This is a genomic window from Cupriavidus sp. GW822-FHT03E04 (assembly GCF_058801495.1).
Map to the genome: position 1 here is coordinate 114767 of NZ_JBXANI010000023.1, position 20317 is coordinate 135083.

18 protein-coding genes and 4 pseudogenes are annotated in these 20317 nt (G+C 60.2%); 14 read left to right on the forward strand and 8 right to left on the reverse strand.

Annotation, left to right across the window (positions count from 1 at the left end; genetic code table 11):
* Window positions 1–831: 831 nt before the first annotated feature.
* The 5 genes from AC1RQC_RS29475 to AC1RQC_RS29495 all read right to left on the reverse strand — a co-directional run bounded on the left by AC1RQC_RS29475 (window position 832) and on the right by AC1RQC_RS29495 (window position 7274).
* Window positions 832–1848, reverse strand: a complete 1017-nt coding sequence (locus AC1RQC_RS29475) for a Bug family tripartite tricarboxylate transporter substrate binding protein (RefSeq protein WP_492808979.1) — start codon at window positions 1846–1848, stop codon at window positions 832–834.
* Window positions 1849–1925: 77 nt separating this feature from the next.
* Window positions 1926–3395 (reverse strand): FAD-dependent oxidoreductase, encoded by a 1470-nt coding sequence (locus tag AC1RQC_RS29480; protein ID WP_492808981.1) that lies wholly within the window; start codon window positions 3393–3395, stop codon window positions 1926–1928.
* Window positions 3396–3418: 23 nt separating this feature from the next.
* The gene (locus AC1RQC_RS29485) at window positions 3419–4894 is read right to left on the reverse strand and encodes an aldehyde dehydrogenase (protein ID WP_492808983.1); all 1476 of its coding nucleotides are present in this window, start codon (window positions 4892–4894) and stop codon (window positions 3419–3421) included.
* 117 nt (window positions 4895–5011) lie between these two features.
* Window positions 5012–6232 carry an amino acid aminotransferase gene (locus tag AC1RQC_RS29490; protein ID WP_492808985.1) on the reverse strand — a complete coding sequence of 407 codons (1221 nt, stop codon included), beginning with the start codon at window positions 6230–6232 and terminating at the stop codon, window positions 5012–5014.
* 136 nt (window positions 6233–6368) lie between these two features.
* Window positions 6369–7274: a LysR family transcriptional regulator gene (locus tag AC1RQC_RS29495; protein ID WP_492808987.1), complete on the reverse strand. Its 906-nt coding sequence runs from the start codon at window positions 7272–7274 to the stop codon at window positions 6369–6371.
* 130 nt (window positions 7275–7404) lie between these two features.
* On the opposite strand from AC1RQC_RS29495, the gene AC1RQC_RS29500 reads away from it, so the two are divergent.
* The 3 genes and pseudogenes from AC1RQC_RS29500 to istB form a co-directional block, all read left to right on the forward strand.
* On the forward strand, window positions 7405–7707 hold the full coding sequence (locus AC1RQC_RS29500; RefSeq protein ID WP_492808989.1) for a hypothetical protein: 303 nt from the start codon (window positions 7405–7407) through the stop codon (window positions 7705–7707).
* Between the two features lie 590 nt (window positions 7708–8297).
* The gene (locus AC1RQC_RS29505; RefSeq protein WP_492808990.1) at window positions 8298–8648 is read left to right on the forward strand and encodes a hypothetical protein; all 351 of its coding nucleotides are present in this window, start codon (window positions 8298–8300) and stop codon (window positions 8646–8648) included.
* A 160-nt stretch (window positions 8649–8808) separates the two neighbouring features.
* Window positions 8809–9485 (forward strand): annotated as a pseudogene (gene istB / locus AC1RQC_RS29510) (IS21-like element helper ATPase IstB); the annotation flags it as partial.
* Between the two features lie 66 nt (window positions 9486–9551).
* Here istB and AC1RQC_RS29515 read toward each other — a convergent pair.
* Window positions 9552–9998 carry a ProQ/FinO family protein gene (locus AC1RQC_RS29515; RefSeq protein WP_492808992.1) on the reverse strand — a complete coding sequence of 149 codons (447 nt, stop codon included), beginning with the start codon at window positions 9996–9998 and terminating at the stop codon, window positions 9552–9554.
* Window positions 9999–10091: 93 nt separating this feature from the next.
* Window positions 10092–11318 (reverse strand): tyrosine-type recombinase/integrase, encoded by a 1227-nt coding sequence (locus AC1RQC_RS29520; protein ID WP_492809097.1) that lies wholly within the window; start codon window positions 11316–11318, stop codon window positions 10092–10094.
* Window positions 11319–11461: 143 nt separating this feature from the next.
* On the opposite strand from AC1RQC_RS29520, the gene AC1RQC_RS29525 reads away from it, so the two are divergent.
* The 6 genes from AC1RQC_RS29525 to AC1RQC_RS29550 all read left to right on the forward strand — a co-directional run bounded on the left by AC1RQC_RS29525 (window position 11462) and on the right by AC1RQC_RS29550 (window position 17935).
* Window positions 11462–12529 (forward strand): DNA-binding protein, encoded by a 1068-nt coding sequence (locus tag AC1RQC_RS29525; protein WP_492885420.1) that lies wholly within the window; start codon window positions 11462–11464, stop codon window positions 12527–12529.
* Between the two features lie 258 nt (window positions 12530–12787).
* A complete protein-coding gene (locus AC1RQC_RS29530; protein WP_492885422.1) occupies window positions 12788–13039 on the forward strand; it encodes an H-NS histone family protein in 252 nt (83 codons plus the stop codon).
* A gap of 105 nt (window positions 13040–13144) precedes the next feature.
* On the forward strand, window positions 13145–14047 hold the full coding sequence (locus AC1RQC_RS29535) for a phosphoribosyltransferase-like protein (RefSeq protein WP_492885424.1): 903 nt from the start codon (window positions 13145–13147) through the stop codon (window positions 14045–14047).
* Complete coding sequence (locus AC1RQC_RS29540) at window positions 14044–15891, forward strand: ORC-CDC6 family AAA ATPase (protein WP_492885426.1); 1848 nt, start codon at window positions 14044–14046, stop codon at window positions 15889–15891. Before AC1RQC_RS29535 ends, AC1RQC_RS29540 begins: the two co-directional genes overlap by 4 nt.
* 3 nt (window positions 15892–15894) lie before the next feature.
* A complete protein-coding gene (locus AC1RQC_RS29545; protein WP_492885428.1) occupies window positions 15895–16836 on the forward strand; it encodes a hypothetical protein in 942 nt (313 codons plus the stop codon).
* The gene (locus AC1RQC_RS29550; protein WP_492885430.1) at window positions 16823–17935 is read left to right on the forward strand and encodes a methyltransferase; all 1113 of its coding nucleotides are present in this window, start codon (window positions 16823–16825) and stop codon (window positions 17933–17935) included. The genes AC1RQC_RS29545 and AC1RQC_RS29550 overlap by 14 nt, the downstream gene beginning before the upstream one ends.
* Before the next feature lie 115 nt (window positions 17936–18050).
* Here AC1RQC_RS29550 and AC1RQC_RS29555 read toward each other — a convergent pair.
* Window positions 18051–18467: pseudogene (locus AC1RQC_RS29555) on the reverse strand (transposase); the annotation flags it as partial.
* Between the two features lie 58 nt (window positions 18468–18525).
* Here AC1RQC_RS29555 and AC1RQC_RS29560 point away from each other — a divergent pair.
* The 5 genes and pseudogenes from AC1RQC_RS29560 (at window position 18526) to AC1RQC_RS29580 (ending at window position 20108) form a co-directional block, all read left to right on the forward strand.
* Window positions 18526–18699: a hypothetical protein gene (locus AC1RQC_RS29560; protein WP_492885432.1), complete on the forward strand. Its 174-nt coding sequence runs from the start codon at window positions 18526–18528 to the stop codon at window positions 18697–18699.
* Window positions 18696–19100 (forward strand): HORMA-1 domain-containing protein, encoded by a 405-nt coding sequence (locus tag AC1RQC_RS29565; protein ID WP_492885434.1) that lies wholly within the window; start codon window positions 18696–18698, stop codon window positions 19098–19100. The genes AC1RQC_RS29560 and AC1RQC_RS29565 overlap by 4 nt, the downstream gene beginning before the upstream one ends.
* Window positions 18986–19363 (forward strand): annotated as a pseudogene (locus AC1RQC_RS29570) (transposase); the annotation flags it as partial. The gene AC1RQC_RS29565 and the pseudogene AC1RQC_RS29570, both read left to right, overlap by 115 nt.
* Window positions 19364–19384: 21 nt before the next feature.
* A pseudogene (locus AC1RQC_RS29575) lies at window positions 19385–19591 on the forward strand (IS3 family transposase); the annotation flags it as partial.
* A 172-nt stretch (window positions 19592–19763) separates the two neighbouring features.
* Window positions 19764–20108: a DUF4145 domain-containing protein gene (locus tag AC1RQC_RS29580; RefSeq protein ID WP_492885436.1), complete on the forward strand. Its 345-nt coding sequence runs from the start codon at window positions 19764–19766 to the stop codon at window positions 20106–20108.
* The last annotated feature ends 209 nt before the right edge of the window (window positions 20109–20317 follow it).

Below are 20317 nucleotides of genomic sequence, written 5' to 3' on the forward strand. Positions count from 1 at the left end.
CTGCAGTTTTCTGTATTGGCGCCGACGGCCTTCTCCTGAACTGACGGGGCGAGCCGTCCGCTGTACCAAAAGAACTAACTTGCGCCGGCGGGCATCGGGGGAAGTGGGTTCTTTCACGAACGTGAATGTTCTGTGGGAGTACCGGCACCGGAGTCCAACTAAACCGCATCCTGCGTCATGTGGGTTTGCTCCATGGTTACGGGCTTCCCATCCGAACGAGTGCTCTTCCTTCCTCCCCAGTGGAGCGGGCTCCAGGGTTGGTGCGCCAGCGTGACGTCATACCGATTGGCGCGGATCTTTTGGGGCGATGTGGTTCGGGGAGGAGGGCAACTTCCGAGCTCGAGCGTCCAGGTGCATGTGAGGCGCGTAGGGCAAGACCGGGAGCAGGAAGCGCGGGCGCGACGAGGGGGCTGGGGTGATATCCGTGGCAGCTACAGGGAGCATTGGATCCCAGTCATCCAGCGCAGGAGTGCGATGCCGGATCGTGCTTCGTCGGCGCACGACACCCGCGCAGGTGCGCGCACCCCACGACGGATCAGTTGGGTTCCGGCGCAGCTGCGGGTTGAGATAACGCACGCGCCGCACGTTGGGTTTGTAGTCCCTGCGCCCGGCTCGCATCCGCCAGTGAAACGTGTCCCGCCGCCTGCCCCGCCAGATCCACGCGCGGCCCCCGCCGGTTCGCGCCGCGCGGGGCTTTTTCATTGCGGCGTGTTTTGGACTGCTCTCATAATCAGGATGTCTCTGCTCGGATCCGAAGGCACATAGGAAGAATAGGGTTGACCTAATAAAATATTAGTACGCACCATTCGCAGAATTAGTGATCTGCAACACTTACTCTTCCACGCGAATGCGAGCGGCCTTGACGGCGGCTCCCCAACGTTGGTTCTCGGCTTGAACAAATTCGCCAAACTTTTTGAGGTCGATAGTGATCGGTGTATAACCCATGTCCGCCATTCGCGCTCGGAACTCGGGTTGGCTGGTGGCCCGGGCGACTTGGACTTGAATCGCATCCACAACCGCTTGCGGCGTGTTCGGCGGCGCCAGTATGCCGAACCAAGTATCGGCATCGATGGCATAGCCACTTTCCGTCAGAGTTGGGACGTCTTTGATCGACGGAAACCTCTCTGGAGAACTAAGAGCGTACAGTCGCAGTTTGGTCTTGTTGGCAACTGCCAGTGGCGTCGGGATAAACGCGTAATCGACTTGGCCTCCCATGACTGCGGTCATGACGGGCGCCGCGCCTCCAAAGGGCACTTCGAGCATGTTGTCAATTTGAGCTTTTGTTTTCAAAAGCTCCATGCCCATCTGCGCCATGCTGCCCGGTCCCCAGTGCCCATAAGAGAGGGAGCCTTTCTTGGCTTTCGCGACAACATCCTGCACAGTCTTTGTGTCAGCGTCAGGCCTGCTCGCCAAGACGAATCCCATCTTTGCCACGGGGGCAACGGGACGGAAGCCGTTGGGCTGGAATTGCACCACCTTCTTGTGAATGTGCGGTGCCACGGAGATGAAGTCAGCCGCAGCAAACAGAAGCGTGTAGCCGTCTGCCGGCGATCCATAGACCACGTTGGCACCAATGACGCCGTTCGCGCCGGGCCGGTTCTCGACCACAATTGCCTGCCCGAGGTTGTTTCCGATGCCGGAAACTACTAACCGGGCCAAGACATCGGTCCCGCCACCAGGCGCATAGGGGACCACCAGACGGATGGGCTTGTTAGGAGTCCAGCCAGGCTGGGAAAGGGCCGGCTGCGAGGCACTAAGGGTCGCAACGAAGGCAAGGGCTGCCGTGGCTACACGCGTGCCTGCCCGCACGACTCCGGTGAGCCGTGGAATCTGAGTTCCGAGTTTCATGATTGTCTCTCGCTACTTTTGGTAGCTTGTGTTCTGGGAGCAGCCGTCCTAAAACGGCTGTGGGGACCACATCGATATCAACGCTTTTTCGACTGTGCGGCCGCATGTTCGCCGGCGAGCTTGCCAAACACGGCGCCACGCATCACGGAAGTGGCGCCGGTGTAAACCTGGTAGTAGAGCCCCGACGCTTCCCCAGCGGCATAAAGCCCTGGAATCGCCTTGCCATCAGAGTCTACGACTTGTGCATTGCGATTGACCTTGATGCCGCCGAACGTAAAGCAGATGCCAGGCATGATCGGGTAGGCGAAGTACGGGCCGGTGTCAATCGGGCGTGCCCAGTTTGACTTGGGCGGCACAATGCCGACGGTGCTGAGGTTGTCGACCTCGAGGGGACGAAACTCGCCAGCTTGGCAGGCGCTGTTATACGACTGTACGGTTCGCTCAAGGGCATCTGGTGGGATGCCGCACTTAGCGGCCAGCTCGGCGATTGTCTCCCCTCGCAACGGTGGTTGATCGGTGCGTATGCCCTTCTTCCAATTTGGCACGTCATTGATTCGTTCATCGAAGATTACGTAGGCAAGGCCGTCGGGCTGGTCCTTGAAGGCTCGCGATATATGGTCATAGTGCACGTCGACGGGGCCCGGCGCTTCGTCAGTAAAGCGCTGACCAAGCTTGTTGACAAGGATCCCGTAGGGGAAATTCATGACCAGCGCCTCGACTTGAGCTGATCGAGGGTCGAGGGGCTCGGCATGAAAAGAGCTAAAGTCCCCGGCCGGCGCCGCGCCGAGGTCCAACGCCATCCGAATGCCCTCGCCCTTGTTGTAGTACCCGCCCCGCGCCACCGGTCGGACGTATCTGGCTGCATGGCCGAGATACTGGGTCAGCATCTCTTGATTGCCCTCAAAGCCGCCCGAGGCGATGACTACGTTGCGGCCGAGCAGCTCAAACGCATCCCCTTGCGCATCGACAAGGCTCAAACGAAGATCGCCACTCGTATCGCGTCGCGCCAGTCGTGTGGCCGTGGTTTCGTAGAAAAATTTCACGCCAAGATCGGAAGCGTGCGCGTGCAGGGCTTCGATCATGGCAAGCCCTCCACCGACCGGCATTAATCGCGGTGCAGCAGCAGTGACAAAGTACGTTGGCAGCGCGTCGAAGCGAATGCCAAAGGACTGCAGCCACTGCACAGTGGGTCCCGCCTCGCATGACAACGTCGAGAGCAGTTCCGGATCCGGCATGCCGTGGGCCTTGACGTACGGGGGCCAGTCTTCGTACGGCGCGGCCATGCTTCGAATCACGTTAGGATCAAGATTGTCACCTGCATTGGCGCTGAGCAACTCATCGAAATCGTCGCTGACTTCCGAATCGCTCTTCATGCGGAAGTAAGCTTCTGTCCAACGTGTGTTGCCGCCGAATTCTTCGCACGTGGCACGTTCGAGAACCGCCACGCCTACGCCTTGGCTGGCTGCAGCCACAGCGGCAGAGAGTCCAGAGATGCCGCAGCCGATTACCACTACATCGAAGCGCGCGGCACTGTTTGCAGTGCTCATGATATGTCTCCTCTCGAAGGGGTTCAGTACTTGCGAATGAACGGGTCCGGCATTTCCAGGTCCGTGGAGATCCAGACGCTCTTGGTCTCCAGGAATTCCTTTACCGCTTCGATTCCGCCTTCCCGACCCAGGCCGCTGTCTTTGTACCCGCCAAATGGCGTCGTGAAGCTGGTAGAACGATAGTTGTTGATCCAAACTGTGCCGGCTTGCAGTCGTTCAGACATGTACATCGTGCGGTGCAGGCTCTTCGTCCATACCCCGGCTGCCAAGCCAAAGCGGATATCGTTGGCAATACGCAGTGCGTCATCTTCGTCCTTGAACTTGAGCACCGACAGCACGGGACCGAACACCTCTTCCTGCGCAATTCGCATGTTGTTCGTTACGTTCGTGAAGATGGTGGGCTCCACAAACTGGCACGCGCCATATTCAGGTCCGGTGGGTACATTGCCACCGAATGCGCACGTCGCACCTTCCTCCTTTGCGATGCGAATGTAGTCGACGACCTTCTCGAACTGGGGGCGGGTCGCCACAGGGCCCACTTGGACATCGGAGCGCGATGGATCTCCCAGCTTGGCCTTGCTCGTAATGGAGATCAGGCGCTCAACAAACTCGTCGTGGATGCTCTCCTGCAGCAGCAGGCGCGAGCCGGCCATGCAAGTTTGACCGCCGGCGGAGAAGATGCCCGTAATGACGCCGTTGGCGGCATTGGTCAGGTCGGCATCCTCGAAAACGATATTGGGGGACTTGCCTCCGAGTTCCAGAGTCACTTTTTTGAAGTGCTTGGCGGCAGCCATGTTGACGCGGCGGCCGCCTTCGTCACCGCCCGTAAAGGCGATCATTGGAACGAGCGGGTGCTCGACCAGCGGCTCGCCAACGTCTTTGCCAAAACCGGTGATGACATTGAACACGCCCGGGGGGAACCCAGCCTGAACGAAGAGCTTTGCAAGCTCCAGCAGGGAAACGGACGTGTGTTCTGACGGCTTGGCCACGATGGTGTTGCCTGCGCACAGCGCGGGTGCCACTTTCCATGCGGACAGCAGTAGGGAAGAATTCCAAGGCGTAATGGTACCGATTACGCCGATAGGCTCTTGCCGCGTGTAGTTGAAGACCTTCGGCTTGTCCATCGGCACAACGGAGCCGTGAATCTTGTCGGCCATGCCGGCGTAATAGTAAAAGTACTTGGCCACATAGCCGACTTGACCCCGAACTTCGGTGCGCAGTTTGCCGTTGTCACGCGCCTCGACTTCGGTAAGAAGATCGAGGTTCTCTTCGATCAGCCCGGCCAGCTTGTAGAGCAGCATACCCCGCGTCGTGGGGGAGAGCTTTGACCATGGACCATTCAGCGCGGCATGCGCAGCCTGCGCTGCACGGTCCACGTCCTCACGGGTGCCGCGCGGGATCTGTGCCCACGGCTCACCGTTGTACGGGTCCAGAGAATCGAACCATTCGCCCTGTTCGGGATCGACGAATTCGTTATTGATGAAGAGCTGGTATTGCATGGAAGTGTCCCCTGTGATTGGTAGGATGGTCAGCGACTTGTCGCTTCCTGTATGTAATTCTGGTCGCAGCGCTACTTGCTGACAAACGAGAAGAACTCCAGAGAAGATGAGGTTTTGTCACGAACTCAACGCGGCTGCCTGCGCCTGGAAGGCGCAGGCCATCGCTTTGGCAACTTGTTCGAGGTTGCGGCTGTTCAGAGCCGCCACACAGATACGCCCGGTGTCTACGCCATAGATCCCGTGATCCTCACGTAGACGCTGCATCTGCACCGCGTCGAGCCCTGAATAGCTGAACATGCCCTTCTGTCGCGTGATGAATGAAAAATCCTTGTCGATGCCGTACGACTGAAGAGCCGTGGCCAGATGTTGGCGGACTCGAAGGATGCGAAGTCGGATTGACTCTAACTCGGCCTGCCAATGCTCTCGTAGTCCGGGCGTTGACAGTACGGTCGTTACGAGGCGACCGCCGTGCGAGGGAGGGTTGGAATAGTTTGTGCGGATCAGGGCCTTAAGCTGGGAGCGAACGCGTGGGGCAGCCTCCGTGTCGGGGCAGACGACTGACAAGGCGCCAACGCGCTCGCCATACAGCGAGAAGTTCTTTGAGAACGAAGTGGCAACCAGGAAGGGCAGACCCGACGAAAGGAAGGTCCGGACAACGGCCGCATCATCCTCGAGCCCATCGCCAAAACCCTGATACGCAATGTCCAACAAGGGAATCAGCTGTCGGCGCGCAATCGTCTCCATGACTGCCGACCACGCTTCTGCTGGTAGATCATATCCGGTAGGGTTGTGGCAGCAGGCGTGGAGCACCACGACGCTGCCTGGAGCAGCCGACGAGAGATCTGCAATCATGCCGTCCAAGTCCGGCGTCTTGGCGCCGGCGGACAGATAGCGATATGTACCCAGATAGAGTCCGGCGCCACCAAGGACGCCGCGATGATTGTCCCAGGTGGGGTCGCTAACCATCGCGCGATCAGCACCCCCCCATTGTCTGAGGAAGTCTGCCGCCAGCCGCAATGCGCTGGTACCTCCCACGGTTTGTACCGTCGCGATTCGGCGCGCATCCGAGAGGTTGGCCATTGGCCCAAACACGACGGGAAGCACGGCATCCTGGAATGCGGTTGGCCCGTCGATTGGCTGGTAACCTCGGGCAAGGCGGGATGCAACGAGCGAAGCCTCCGCTTCCGCAACGCAATCGAGAAGGGGTATCTTGCCGGAGTCGTCGTAGTAGACGCCAACGGCGAGATTGACCTTGTCATTGCGAGGATCTTGGGCAAACTGCTCGTTCAGCCCAAGGATAGGGTCCCGCGCCGCCATTGGTATGGTCGAAAGAAACATCTTGAACTCGCTCTGCATTATTGAGCTAGTTATTTTCCGGACGACCCACTAGGGCGTAAAACGAGTTTTTCTCCACTACTCGTGCGTTCGACGCAAGTATCTGGCCGATACGTGCCGTATGGGGCACACAAAGGAGTTACTTTAGTCTCGCACTGAATTCCGCCTCAATGCCAACAACCCAGTCCCGGAACACCTGGACCAGTTCCGAGTCCTTCTTGCGTTCGGGATAGACGAGACAGTAGCGCTTCTCATGCTTGAGCGTCAGGTCGAACGCCACCACCAAGTCGTTGCGTGCAATCTCGTCCTGCACATAAAAGCGCGGTACTAGCCCAGCGCCTAAGCCGGCCCGAGCAGCTTCAATCACCATGCCGTATAGCTCGAAATGCATGCCCGGAACAGGCGTGAAGTCGGCTACTCCGGCCAATTCAAACCAGTGCTTCCACGCCTCCGGCCTTGTGGACTTATGCAGCAGTGGGACCGCCGCCAGATTCGAAGGAGTCGACAACGACTCCACGTCGAAGTATCGGGGGCTAAGAATTGGGACCAACTCCTCGGCAAATAAGTCCACCTTCACCACATTGGTCCAAGATGGGTGATCGAAGTTAAGGGCTGCGTCAAAGTTCGTATCGTCGAAGCGGAAGGGAAGGGGCCGCTCGGACAGATTCAGGATGATGTCAGGATGCCGTTCCTTGAAGTCTCGCAGCCGAGGGAGAAGCCACCTATTGGCGAAGGTAGGAATAACCGCGAGTTCCAGAACCCCGCCGACGCCCTTGTGAGACATCAGTGCCGATGTGTGTGCCTCAATGTCAGATAGGTTCCGCGCAATGTTCTTGAGATAAAGGCGGCCCGCATCGTTAAGGACCACTTGTTTGCGAACGCGCGTAAAGAGCTTCACGCCGAGAAAAGTCTCCAACGTCGCGATTTGCCTGCTAACTGCGCTTTCGGTTAGACAGACTTCGTTTGCAGCGCGGGCAAAGCTGCCTTGCCGGGCTGCTGCCTCGAAAACCGTCAGCGCAATAGTGCTGGGAATGTTGCGTCTCATGAGTGATACCTGCAGTGCATGCGAAAACCGCATCATTTGCTGATTATTACGCAATTGCAGTAGGAGGGTCGGATGCCGATACTTCGGAGTTACCCGCAGCAGAGCAGGGAAGCGATAAAAGGAGACAAGTATGGGCCAGAGCCTAATGCACCGGATCCGGGAGGCCATGGTTGAGGCGGCGCCGTTCGAGCCTCTGGTCAGCCACCATGACCGCGATGTGGCCATCACGCTATTGCGCCGGGCACTCACAAGAGGTGATGCGGAAGAAACGCTTGTTTATCTCGCGGCTGCCGTTGAGCTCCGGGCCTTCATCTCGGAAGACATTTGGCACCATTGCCGTGACGCTGCCGACGATAGCGGCGACGCCGCGCTCTGCCGCCTCTTTCGCAGCGCGCGTGGACGGTCCTACATCTCACCAATCGTGCGCAAATGATAACTAACCGGCATGTGCCCAAGCACGTGAGCGCGGTAAACAGTACCGCCTATGAACTCATCTCTAGGTTCGTCATGGCCGCTGTCGGGTAGGCACGACCGCCTCTTGCTGACCCGTAGCGGTCAAGCTCACCCCGTTGAAGCCGGGTGCGAGATTTGGGAGCATGTTCTTTCGCACTAAAAGACGCTACGGTGCTCACGGCACGCCGAATGCGCTATAGAAATGCCGAGCGGCGTCGATAGTCAGCGCGCTCAATGAGAGACAATCGGCTGAACGGTCCGGGTGCAGTGCGTAGGGTTCCAAGATAGAACTCACCAAGCAATCAGCCCGACCAACAGTTTTACGCGGTTGCCGCCGCGGAACATCTGCACCAGCGACTCGGGCGCTTGTTCCAAGCCGTCCACAACCGTTTGGAACGTCTGGAGACGCCCATCATCCCCACAGTCGCCGAATGTACGGCGAGCTGGCGTGTCGCACCTGGTTGCAGGCTCGCTCACGTCACGTGGTGTCGGTGCGCAAGCTGTGCGCCCGCCTCGGCGCCGGCGACCCGGCGATGCTGTCGAGCACGCTCAACGCGATCGAGGGCCGAGGTGGTGCGCGCGGGCCTCGCCGACCTGGCGTTGCCCGACATTCCGCTCGAGATCGCCGAGGCGATACGTGCGCTGTGGCAAGCGGCCGTCGCCGTTCAGCTCGACGACGTGGTGTGCCAGAAGCGCGAGGCGCAGCAGGCGGTCGAAACTGCGCAGGCCGCCCGCGCCGAGACCGAGTTGCGGGGGGCGGGGGCCTCCGTATTGGTCAGCGCGCGACCTCGTGACCCACGCACCTCAGTGTTGCTGTCGGACGTGTTGTCACACAACGGCGTCATTCATCAGTCGGCGGATATTCTCGAAGTTGCGGCTAGATGGTGTGGCGCGGTTCAAAGCGGATCAGCTTCAGGCTAGACGCGAACATGCACACGCCGAGCAGCGTAAATGCCCCTGCATAACCCGTGAAGGCGAGCAGGAAGGAGAACAGCCCCGGGCCCGCAACAGCGTAAGCGGGTCGCGAGCACCGTCTGTACTGTTCCGTAGAGTGACGCCAAAGTAGTTCCCATTACTAACACTACTCGAGCATGAACTTGCCGAGCGGGCCCAACGAAGAATTGAGCGTCATCGCACCGAGTCACGCCTGGATCCGACCAAGACGCTCGGCACCTTCGACTTCGGCGTTGTCCCCATGGTATCGAGGGTGCACGTGTTGGCGCTGGTCACCGGCGATTCGTGGCTCGAGAAGGTGCCACGATTCTCCTGCTCGGGCCGCCTGGCGGGGGCAAAAGTCATCTTGGAGGTGCCATCGGACACCCCCTGATCGACGCCGTATATCGCGTGCTGTTCACGCGCACCGGCGAAATCGTGCAGAAGCTCCAGGTTGCTCGTCAGAGTCTGCAACTGCCTTCGGCGCTCGCCAAACTAGACCGCTTCGACTTGAGCATCCTAGACGATCTGTCGAATGTGAGGAAGGATCAGGCCGAAACCAGCGTCCTGTTCGAGTTGATCTCTGAGCGGTATGAGCGGCGAAGTCTCCTGATCACGGCCAATCAGCCGTTCTCCGGCTGGAATGACGTCTTCCCGGACCCAGGCATGACGGTGGCCGCCATTGACCGGCTCGTCCATCACTCGACGATCTTCGAGCTGAATGTTGAAAGCTATCGGCGTGGCAAAGCCAACGACAAACAGAAGGAGCGCCGCCGTCAATTACCCACTGACAACCCGGATGGAGCGACAACCATGACCACTTGACCAGCGATAATCACCTCGGCCGAGCGGCCAAGATGTTTGTCTGTAAACTGGGCATCCTGCTTGACGCTATCCAGCGCGCGCGGAACGTTGGGCTTGCAGTCCCTGCGCCCGCTTCTCATCGGCCTGGGCCACGTGTCCCGCCTCCTGACCCGCCAGATCCACGCGCGGCGCGCCTTCCACCAGGCAGGTCCAGTAGCGGGTGCCGCGGCACCAGGTGCGGATCGCATCGCGCAATGCGGGCTCCGTTAGGCCAAGTTCCTGCGCGTGCTGGACGAGGTCCTCGAATATGCCGATCTTGAGCGGTACCTTGGGTGCCGGACTCTTCGGAAAGGTTTGCGGGAAGCGTTTTTGCAGCTTCACGATGGCTTGCAATACCGGATCGACAGGCTTAACGGGTTTCGCTGGGCGGGCCGAAACCGTCGGGGGTGCGCGACGCGTCTTGGCCGGTGGCGCGGCTTTCGCCTGCTTTGCCAGTTGTTCCTTCAGTGCCGCCAGTTGTTCGAAGCCCATCATGCCCAACCATTAAAAACGTCGTGCAATTTTAGCAGTCCGTCGCGATTCGCCTCGCCGCCCACGCCGCGGCGGGGCATTGACCATGGCCGCCCGTCACCCTTCGCGCGTCCACCCGATCCGGTGACGTTCCTGCGTGGCCTCATGCCGCGCATCGTCCTCCGTATGCAGATAAGCGCTGGTCGTGGCGATGGAAGCATGCCCGAAATTGTCCCGCACGAACCGCAGGTCCACCTGCTGGTCGGTCATGTGCGACCCCGCGGTATGGCGCAGCCAGTGCGCCGAGGCACTGGCCAGCACCTCGGCCCGGTTTTCCCACTCGGGGCCGCGCGTGCGCAAGCGCTCGGCCGCCAGCGCGAAGATCTCCTTGAGCACCAGGTGCAGGGCGCCGCGCGACAAGGGCTTTTCCTTGCCGATGATCGGTAGCAGGATCGGGCGCTCCTCGCCGGGGTGCGGGGCGGGCGGCAGACCGTGGGCGCGGCGATAGCGCGCCAGTTCCACCATCAGCTCATCGGTGGCCGGCACCAGCCGCGTCTTGCTGCCCTTGCCGGTCACCTCCAGCCACCAGCGCTCGACGCCCTCCCGGTCGCGCCGGCAAAAAAAGGCCCCCATCCGGGTCTCGGCCACCTCTGCCGCGCGCAGGCCGCCGAGGTACAGCACGGTGAGCAGCCAGCGGCAGCGCGCCGCGTGCAGCCGCTCGCGCTCGGTGGCGGTGTCGTTCGCACCCGGCATCGCCTCGATGGTGTCCTTGACCACCTGCCACATGGCGTGGCTCAGGTAGCGCGTGACCCTGGGCTTGGACTGGCCGCGCCGGCTGCGTGCCAGGGAGAGCGGATTGCCGGCGAGGTAGCCGGCGTCCACCAGCCAGGCGAACAGCGTATTGAGGATCACCATCGCATGCCGCGCGCTGGCCGGGGAGAGCGGGCCGGCGAACGGCCGCCAGTCCGGCGCGCCGCGTGCGAGCTTCTTGCGCGACGCCATCACCCAGCGCCAGGCCGGTTGCGGATCGGCCAGGAAACGCTCGTACAGCAGCAGGTCCTCATGCGTGAGCGACGACAACGGCTTGCCGTGCTGCAGGACGGCCCACAGCAGCAGCCGCTCCACCTCGCGCCGATAGGTCTGCAGCGTGGCCGGCGTGTCGGTATAGCGTGCCAGCCAGGCGGTGACGGCGGCCAGATCGTCAGTGGCCGAGATCTGCGGAGTGCCGCCGCGCGCCCGGTTGCTGCCGGCGGCGCCGGAGAGCGCGGCGGGCAGGCGCAGGCGCTCGATCGGGGTGGCCGGCAGGGCGGTGAAGGCAGTGTGGGGGAGCGGGGTGGGTTCCATCGGTGCGGTGGGCGTCATGACGTGAGTGTAGCCGTAATTCTAGACAGAATGACACTTATGTCTAAAGACTTATCTTTTTAGTTATATATTTAACGTATTACGTAGTAATATACGCAAAATTCACCGAACGTTCCACGTAGAACATGACCGCCAGCCCGCTCGATCACCCGCCGCCCCTGCCCACCGACGCCGCCGCCGAGGCCCAGCTCGCCGCCGACATCGCCGTGCTGCGCACGCAGTTCCCCGAAACCCGCGCGCTCTACCGGGAGGTCTGCGCCTTGCTGTTCTTCCGCTACGGCATCACGCCTACCGCCAACAAGCTCTATCAGTTGGTACGAAAGGGCAGCATGGGCACGCCCACCGAGGTGTTGGCGCAGTTCTGGCAGGACCTGCGCGGCAAGATGCGCGTGACCATCGACCACCCCGGGCTGCCGGACGCGCTCAAGGCGATCGCGGCCAACGCCGTGCAGTCGATTTGGCAGGCCGCCAACGAGGCCGCTAGCGGCGAGCTGGCCGCCTTGCGGGCGGAAGCGCGGCTGCAGGCGAGCGAGGCGGAAGCGCAGCGCGACCAGGCGCGGGCCGCGGTGGCGGTGGCCGAGCAGGAGACAGCCGCTGTGCAGGCCGGGCTCGACGCCGTCCAGCGGGCGCGCGCGGCGCTACAAGGGGAACTGGACGCCGAGCGCCAGGCCCACGCGGCCGCGCAGGCGCGTCACGACGAGAGCAAGCGCCAGGTCGAGGCGCTGGAGCGGCAACTGGGCGAGATGCATACGCAGTTCTCGGCGGATCTGGAGCGCACCCGCGAGCAGGTGGTGGTGGCACAGGAGCGCGCCGGCGCCACCGAGCGCCGCGCGCTGCGCGAAATCGACCAGGAGCGCACGCTGCGGCAGAAGGCCGAGCAGGCGGTGGCGGATCTGCGCGCCGAACTGGCGGCCGGGCAGGCGAGGGCGCAGGAGGCCGCCGTAGCTGGCGCGGAGGCGCGGGCGCGGCTGCAGGCCGAGCGCGATACGCTCAGCCGGCAACTGGCGGATGCGGAACAGGCGATCGGACGAGGGCTGGCGGCACAAGACGAGCTGCGGGCCGAACTGGCAGCGGCGCTGCAGCGGGCAGAGCGCGCGCAAGCCGAGGCCACCGCGACGCGCCGCATCGCGACCACCAGGCGCCAGGTGCCAGCGACCAAAACCAAGTTCAAGTTCAAGCCGGGGCCGGCCTGAGGAGGAGAGGAGGCGAGGATTTGTCCACCGCGCCACAGGATAAACCTGTGTGGGCAAATCGCGCGAGGACCAGATGCCCGGCGGGCTCCTCGGGTCTGATTAATTTTTGAGCGGCGGGGTGACCACGTGATCCCCAATCCCCAAGGGAGCAGGTTGCTTTACACCAGCGATCCGCCGGCACCCTGTTGAGGCCCAACGGGCTTTGAGACGACAACGCAGGATCCTGCTCCGCAGCCTCCTCAAATCTGTGCACCTAAAATGAAGTCGATCGAAATCGAGCGCGCCGAAGCGATTACCTGGATCCGCATCCAGATGGCCCAGCATGGGCTGAGCTTGGCCGACCTGCAGGCCGCGGGCTGCTTTGCCGAGCCGCCACCGGCGACGTTGGCTGGGGCGGTGCGCTACCGCAACGCGCACGGGCAGGGCTGGGACGGCCGCGGCGCCATGCCGGACTGGCTGCAGCGGGCGATCCACGCCGGGCAGACGGTGGAACATTTCCGCGTCGAATGATCTTGGCGAGCCCGTATAATCCCTGCGAAAAGACAGCGCCAGGGCCGAGTTTGCGGCGTCCGACCTCAGCGTACCTTCAATCTCAAACTTCACCATCTGATTGACATGCGCGCCGACCAATACATTGATGTTGTTCTCGACAAATGCCAGGGGCTGCGGGATGCCGGCCTATGGCAACGCGAGCCGATAGTGAGGCCGACAGCCTGGTTGTCCAATTTCGAGGAATCGGACAAGCCAGTTGCAGCGGTCCTGCTGGATCATTTCGTCTATTTTTCGTCAGTAGCGGTCGATCAGATGTTGCTCTCGAGCTTTCGGCAGCTGCGAGATGGTCTGATCGCGAAGAGGGGAAAGGATGGCGCCATCGCTGCACTCAACAGCGCGGTGTTCACGAGTGTTGAGGGCGAAGAACCTAATGTCACCGATTCGGGCAACCTGTTCTGTCGAAAGCTCCGACAGACGGCAGGGATATCGGACGCCCAATTTATGGATCCTGAGCGGGCGCTGGCACGCGCAAAGGATGGCAGTCTCGTTATTTTCCTGGACGACATCCTTGGCTCAGGATCGCAATTGACCGAGACGTGGGGGCGCGACTACGCGCGACAGGCTCCCTACTCCTTCGAACAGCTGGAAGCGGCAAATAGCTGTCACGCGCGCTTGCTGGTGCTCGTTGCAACGCAAGACGGCTTGAATCGACTGCGCGGCGACGTCCCGTCGGTACCAGTGTCCGCCGCGCATACGATTGATGTCGCCGATACGGTCACGCATTTACCGCGCAGCGGCCTGCGCCCTGAGATCGGAGATATTGCTCCAGCAATCGATGCGTTGCTCACAAAATACGCACCCCGACTACGCGTGCCACCCTATATGGACAGCGAAGGTTGCCGCAAATACGGGCATCATGAACTGGGCTTGCTTCTGGCTTTCGAACATTCAACTCCGGATTCCACGCTGCCGATCTTTTGGGCCGAGGGCGGGGACGGATGGACTCCACTTCTGCGACGCACATGAATTCCATACGCGATGAAATCTCTGCGCTATTCTCTGATTATCGCGCGGAATGGTCCCCGCCAGAGTTCGCCTCCTTGTTCACGCCACCACCGTATCTGAACAAGTTGGAGAATAACCGACCCACGTTCCTGGTCGGGGGCCGTGGCACCGGCAAGACAACGACGCTGCGATCCCTGCGGTTTGATGCGGGCCAGGCACGCACGCATGGGGCACCGGAGAAGGAACTCAAGTATTTTGGCATCTACGTGCGCGTCAACAAGAACCGCGTTCGGGCGTTCTCGGTCACTGAACTGGACGAACCCACTCGGCAAAGGGCGTTCGCACACTACTTCAATATTCTGCTCTGTCGCGAACTGTGCCAGCTTAGCCTTTGGCTGGAAGTCCACAAAGCGACAAAAATCAAGCTGAACCTTGAAGCCATCGGCGCCACCTTCGGTGTGTCAGCGGTGCGCGATGCAAGAGCCCTCGAAACGGTGTTGTCACGGCAACTGACCGAGCTCGAGTTGTTCGTCAACAACGGCGGCCGAACCGTGGCTCCAACGCTGTCTGTGAGCGACGCACCATTGCGACAGTTTGCCGAGGAATTGACGCGGGCAGGATATTTGCAAGGCAAACTTCTTTTCTGTTGCATCGACGAGTACGAAAACCTCTCTGAAGAGCAGCAATCCATTATCAACGCCTATATCAAGCACTCCGAGCCGCCGATTTCCTACAAGCTTGGTATGCGTCAATCGGGTCTCAAGACGAGACGCACGCTCGATGGCGGGGATCAGATTAATGTCCCGGATGACTATTTGCTGGTGGAGATTGCGGAAGAAGGATTCGATACGTTTGCGGAAAGTGTGGCAACGCATCGCTTGTGGTTGGCGCACCGGAAGGGGCTACCGCTGCCAAAGCGACTCGTTGACTTTCTGCCGGAGATGTCGTTTGACCACGAAGCCGAGGCCCTGGGTTGCGATCGCGCCGCCGCCAGTGCGCGCGAGGCCTTGGTCGATGCGGCGCCCGAACTTAAGTCCTGGTTCGCAGAGATGCCCGAGACGAAATCTTACTTCCTTCAATATTGGCATGAAAGCTCTGGGGAGTCCGTAAAGAACCTCGCCCAGAGCTGGAAGACTGACCCGGCAACGTGGGAAGTCCGGCTACGCAATCACGGATACGCTAGCCTCTTTTGGTTGTCCAAGGGACGAAAGGGCGCGCGGATTCGCAAGTACTACGCCGGATTGTCGACATTTCTCGCCATGGCCTCGGGTAATATCCGATTCTTTCTGGAGCTTATCGACGAGTCGATCCAAGCGCAGCTATTGCAAAGCTGGAATGCAGATGCAGAACTAGTGTTGACGCCGCGCGCACAAACCGAAGCTGCACGTATGGTTGGAAAGCGGCGTCTGTCGCAGCTTGAGGGACTCAGCGAGCAAGGCGTGGAGATCAAACGTCTGGTTCTCGCCGTCGGAAAGATCTTTTTCGAGTTTGCGCGCGACCCTGTTGGTCGTGCACCGGAGCAGAATTCGTTTATCTTGAGCGGCGAGCCCAGTACCTGCGAGAAGGTGGCTAAAACCCTGAAGGAAGGGGCGGCACATCTGGCGTTTGAGGTGACGCCTAAGACCAAGCCCACTTCGCAGGCAGAGATGCGGGATGACGAGTACCGGATTCACCCGATTTTCTGCGCGTTCTTTGAATTTTCGCATCGCCGAAAGCGGCGCGTTACCTTACTCGCCAGCAGTCTTCTCAAGCTGTCGTCCCACCCATCGCAGGCCATCAACGAGATGATGAACTCCAACCCGCAGGCCCCGGCGGAGGAGTTGCCTGCGCAATTGGCGATGTTCACTGATTTTTTTCAAGGCTGAGGTATGGGACGATACATCCAGCGAGATGGGCTAACTCGCAGCTTTGATAGTTTGCGCTTCGACGACCTTCCCCAGAATACCGTTTTCATCTTCTGCGCCGACAGCGGTGAGGAGCGTGGACGGCCAGCGGTCTGGAATCAAATGCTTCAGGCCCGTCCCGATGCATGTGTGGAGATTGTGAGTCAGCAGGCCACTGCGCTGTCGTGCAGAGTTGAAGGCAATGAGAGAGCGATATCGCTGACGGATATCTCCGAGTTGCGGCGACTCTTCCCTCTCGGCGCCGTCTGCATTGATATTACGGGTCTGACCCATGCAGTATGGGCGGCGCTCCTCCGGGTCGCGCTCGATCACGTCGGGGAAGTGGCCTGCGCTTACAGCGAGCCGGCGAGTTACCAGGAGCATCAGAGCCCGTCGTCCTCCAGTCTGTATGATTTGACTGTTGAGTTTGCGGGTGTCACTCCCTTGCCCGGTATGGCAAGCCTAGCAGGACCGGAGAGCCACTCGAAGAGTATCCTCGTGCCATTCTTGGGATTTGAAAGTGCTCGCGCAAAGCACATCGCGCTGGATTTCGATCCATCTCCGATGATCGTGCCTGTGGTGGGCCTTCCGGGTTTCCGATCCGACTATCCTCAGATCACGATCTCGACAAATAACGAGTTTCTGGACCAGACACGCGCATATCGGCAAGTGAAGTACGCGAAGGCGAGCTGTCCTTTCGAGGCTTATTCGGTGCTCTCGGAAATCCATCGGGACAATCCAGGTGCCTACCTGCATATTGCACCGATCGGCACCAAGCCGCATGCCCTGGGAGCAATCTGGTATGCGCTCGAACATCCTCAAGACACTGAAATCTTGTACGATCATCCCGTCCGCAAAAGTCGACGAACGGCAGGCATTGGACGCACCCACGTCTATTACTTGAAGCCCCACCATGTTGACATCTGATCCGGACTATTATTATTCGCCGCAGAGTGTGGCACAGGTAGTTGCAGAGGTCCTTGGACGCGCGCGGCCGTCCTCCGTGCTGGACAGCAATTGCGGTGGGGGAGCGCTGCTCGACGCTGTCGAGCGAGACTTCCCGAAAGTCCTTTGTGCCGGCATTGACGTCGACGCGACGGCGATTCGTCGGCTCCGCAGATCGCGTCCGCACTGGACGTTAGTCCAAGGCGATGCCTTATCGCTCAGCCCTTGGAACACGCTCAAGCAGACTTCCGCAAAGCAAATCGACGTTGCCGTGTTGAATCCGCCTTTCAGTATGGGATTCAACAAGGGCATGCAGTTGTCGTTGAAAGAGTCTGCTGGCATCGACTTACGTTGTAGCCTGGCGATGGCACATGTGCTGACAGCGCTAGTCCAGGCGGCTCCGCGTCGAGTTGTCGCGGTGCTACCCGATTCATGGGTCCATTCCGAGCTAGACGAAGACGCACGCCGTCTGATCGCTTTGAGATACGACATCGCGGTCGTCAAGTCATTCAGAAATTCAACGTTTCGCGGGGCGCGGGCGAACTCCGTGCTCGTCGCAATGGACTCGTCAGAGACGCAGGATTCCGCTCCAAAGCGTAACCGAAGTTTGAATTTGCCAACCGGGCTCGAACTGGTGCGAGGCGGATTGCCGTGCTTCCAGGCGCAGGAGCTAAAAAGAGGCACCCTGTTTATTCATACAACAGATCTGGGCCAGATCGCGCAAGGCATGGGATCGAAGGGGTTACGACGGGTTCAGTCGAACGGTCGGGGTCTGGTTCAAGGTCACGTCGTGCTTTTGCCGCGAGTAGGCTTGCCAAAGCTGGGGCATCTGTCGGCCTTGCACCTGCCAACGCAAGTACAGCTGTCTGATTGCGTGATTGCGATCAAGTGCGATTCACCTGAAGGAGCTGCTACTTTGGTCTCGGTGCTGCAAGAGGATTTCTTGTCGCTCAGTGAGCTATACCGCGGAACTGGGGCGCGTTACGTCACAGTGGACCGACTCTCACGTTGGCTGCAAGCCAAGAAGCCTGCCATGCAAAGGCAACTTGCTAGGATTCGGGCTTTCGGCCGCGATCTTTAGACCGGTCCGGCAGGTCACGTTTGAAGGGTTCACTGATTCGGAGTCATCGCGAAACAAGTGCTGGACTTTGCTTTCACGTCTCGTACAGGTTCAGCAGGGTGCCTGTGCGGTCGGATTAGGGGGCGGATTTCGGTTGATAGAAGGTGCCGTCACGCAGCATGCCGAACAGCACGTCGCAGCGACATCTGGCAAGAGCAATGAGCGCCTGGTTGTGGCGCTTGCCCTGTTGGACCTTGCGGGCGTAGTAGTCCCGTGAGACAGGGTCCCGCAAGGCGGCAAAGGCAGAGAGGAAGAGTGCTCTCTTAAGGACCTTGTTGCCCCGCCTGGACGGGTGCTCGCCACGGATGGATGAACCGGAGCGTCGAGTTCCTGGCGCCAAGCCAGCGTAGGCGGCAAGATGCGCGGCCGAAGCGAAGGCTTTGTGGGCGACTTCAGTGAGGAGTCTGGCGGCGGTCCTGACGCCGACTCCCGGCATGCTGGTCAGGACCGGCCAAAGAGGGTTCGCATGCACCAGGCGTTCAACTTCGCTGGCTTCGCATGGAACACGCAGCGCATGCAAGCAACGGTTCCCGAGCTTCACCGACCCAGTAGTGATCCTCGACCCAGTTTGCAATTGCAACAACGTTGCCAGTCGCATCACCGAAGATGAGCGCAAGGAGATCGTCGCTATCGCGCAGGAGGCTTGGGAGACGGCGAATTTCGCCTCTATGGAGGAATGGAAAGAGCTGTTCGGCCCCCGCTTCAAGGTTGAGGAGGAAGCATGAGTTCCACGTATGCCGCGACGGAGACCTACTCTGTCGCCGACATCGAGGTCGTGACGCGCCGGGTGACGGCTGACCTTCTCATGATCGCCTCCAGCACGAGAGCGATTACCGAAGAAACAGCCCGCGACTGCGGGCACGACATCGAGGTTCTCGCCAAGAATGGCTACCTGAGGAAAGTCGACTTGACTCTGCTGAGTCACGGCGTGGAGCAAAAGACAACCTGCTTCGAGGTGAACACGGCCTCCGGCGACTTGATGATGAGCCGCCCCGGCGGCGTGACGTGGCCATGCTTGATGGCCCGATCAGCCAGCATGCCAAGCGGCTGCGGGAGCGATTTGGCGTCGGGCCTCAAACGGCGGCAGTACTCGTTGCGGTTGCAGGTGATAAACCAGAACGCCTGAAAAACAAAGCTGCACTAGCACAGCCCTTTGTGGCACAAGTCCTTTGCAGGCGTCATCTGGCAAAACGGTCCGGCATCGCTTGAATAGGGGCGGAGATCGGGCTGCGAACAACGCCTTGTGGACCATTGCCATGGTGCGAATGCGCAGCGATCCCAGGACCCGCGCCTACGTTGAGCGCCGAGCATGGCGAAAAAGGAAATCCATCGCTGCCTCAAGCGCAGCTGTACCCACTCATCCTGGCCGATCTGGCCGATTCGACGCGCGCCGCTCGACATAGGAGCGTCAACGCGCCGACGGAGAGTCTGTGGGGCTCGCTGAAGGTTGCGCGCCTGCATGGGCGATACTTTGCTACCCGACGGGCCGCGATGGCTGAAGTGGTTGATTGGCTCGGCTTTTATATTGCGCACCGGCTACACTCGACGCTCAACCACGTCAGTCCCATGACGTTCGAAAGAAACTGGGTCGCCGCTCAGCGAGGCGAAGCGGCCTGATTCCCTCGGCTATGGGATTCGTTAACCAGGGGCAAGGTCAGTAAATTGGTTCTCCGAAGATGACTCCCCATCCAAACCAAACTACTATCCACCGCCTAGCTTCCGGAGAAGCCCAGATTGGGTGGAGCACGGAGCTGCTCAGCTACCTTTCTTTCGAGATACCGTCGTCCCCTTGTTGGACGAGGTCTACAAAGCAATGCAGGCGGGAAGCCTTCGCTTGGTGGTCACGGAAATACGGGCACTGTTGGAGCAGGTGATTATCGGCAAGGCGGGAGATCACAGATCCTTTGCCGGCAATCTCAAGGCGTTTTTCGATGCAGGCCACATCACCCAGAAGGACTTCGAAATTTTAGACGCAGTTATCGAAGCTGGTCATGCAGTCATGCACCGTGCTTTCGATCCCACTAAGGACGATGCGATTGCCATATTGGACATCACAGAGCATGTCCTGTGCGGCCTATATTTCGACGACAGCCACATCCGGGAGCCGCGTGCCCGCGTACCCAAGCGATCCTGATACTTTAAAAGTAGGACGGAACATTTTGATTTGGCCGCGCGCGGCATCGTCTTTAACCTCGCCTCATAGGGCATCCACGGATACGTTCTGCAAAAGCTCGGCGCGTACTGCATCAGGCTAGTTGCTCCAATCGCGCATAGTTTGAAGCAGTGCCGTGCGGTAAGCTAAACGCGTGGAGGCTTCGCACAGCGATTCTCCATCCTATGCCA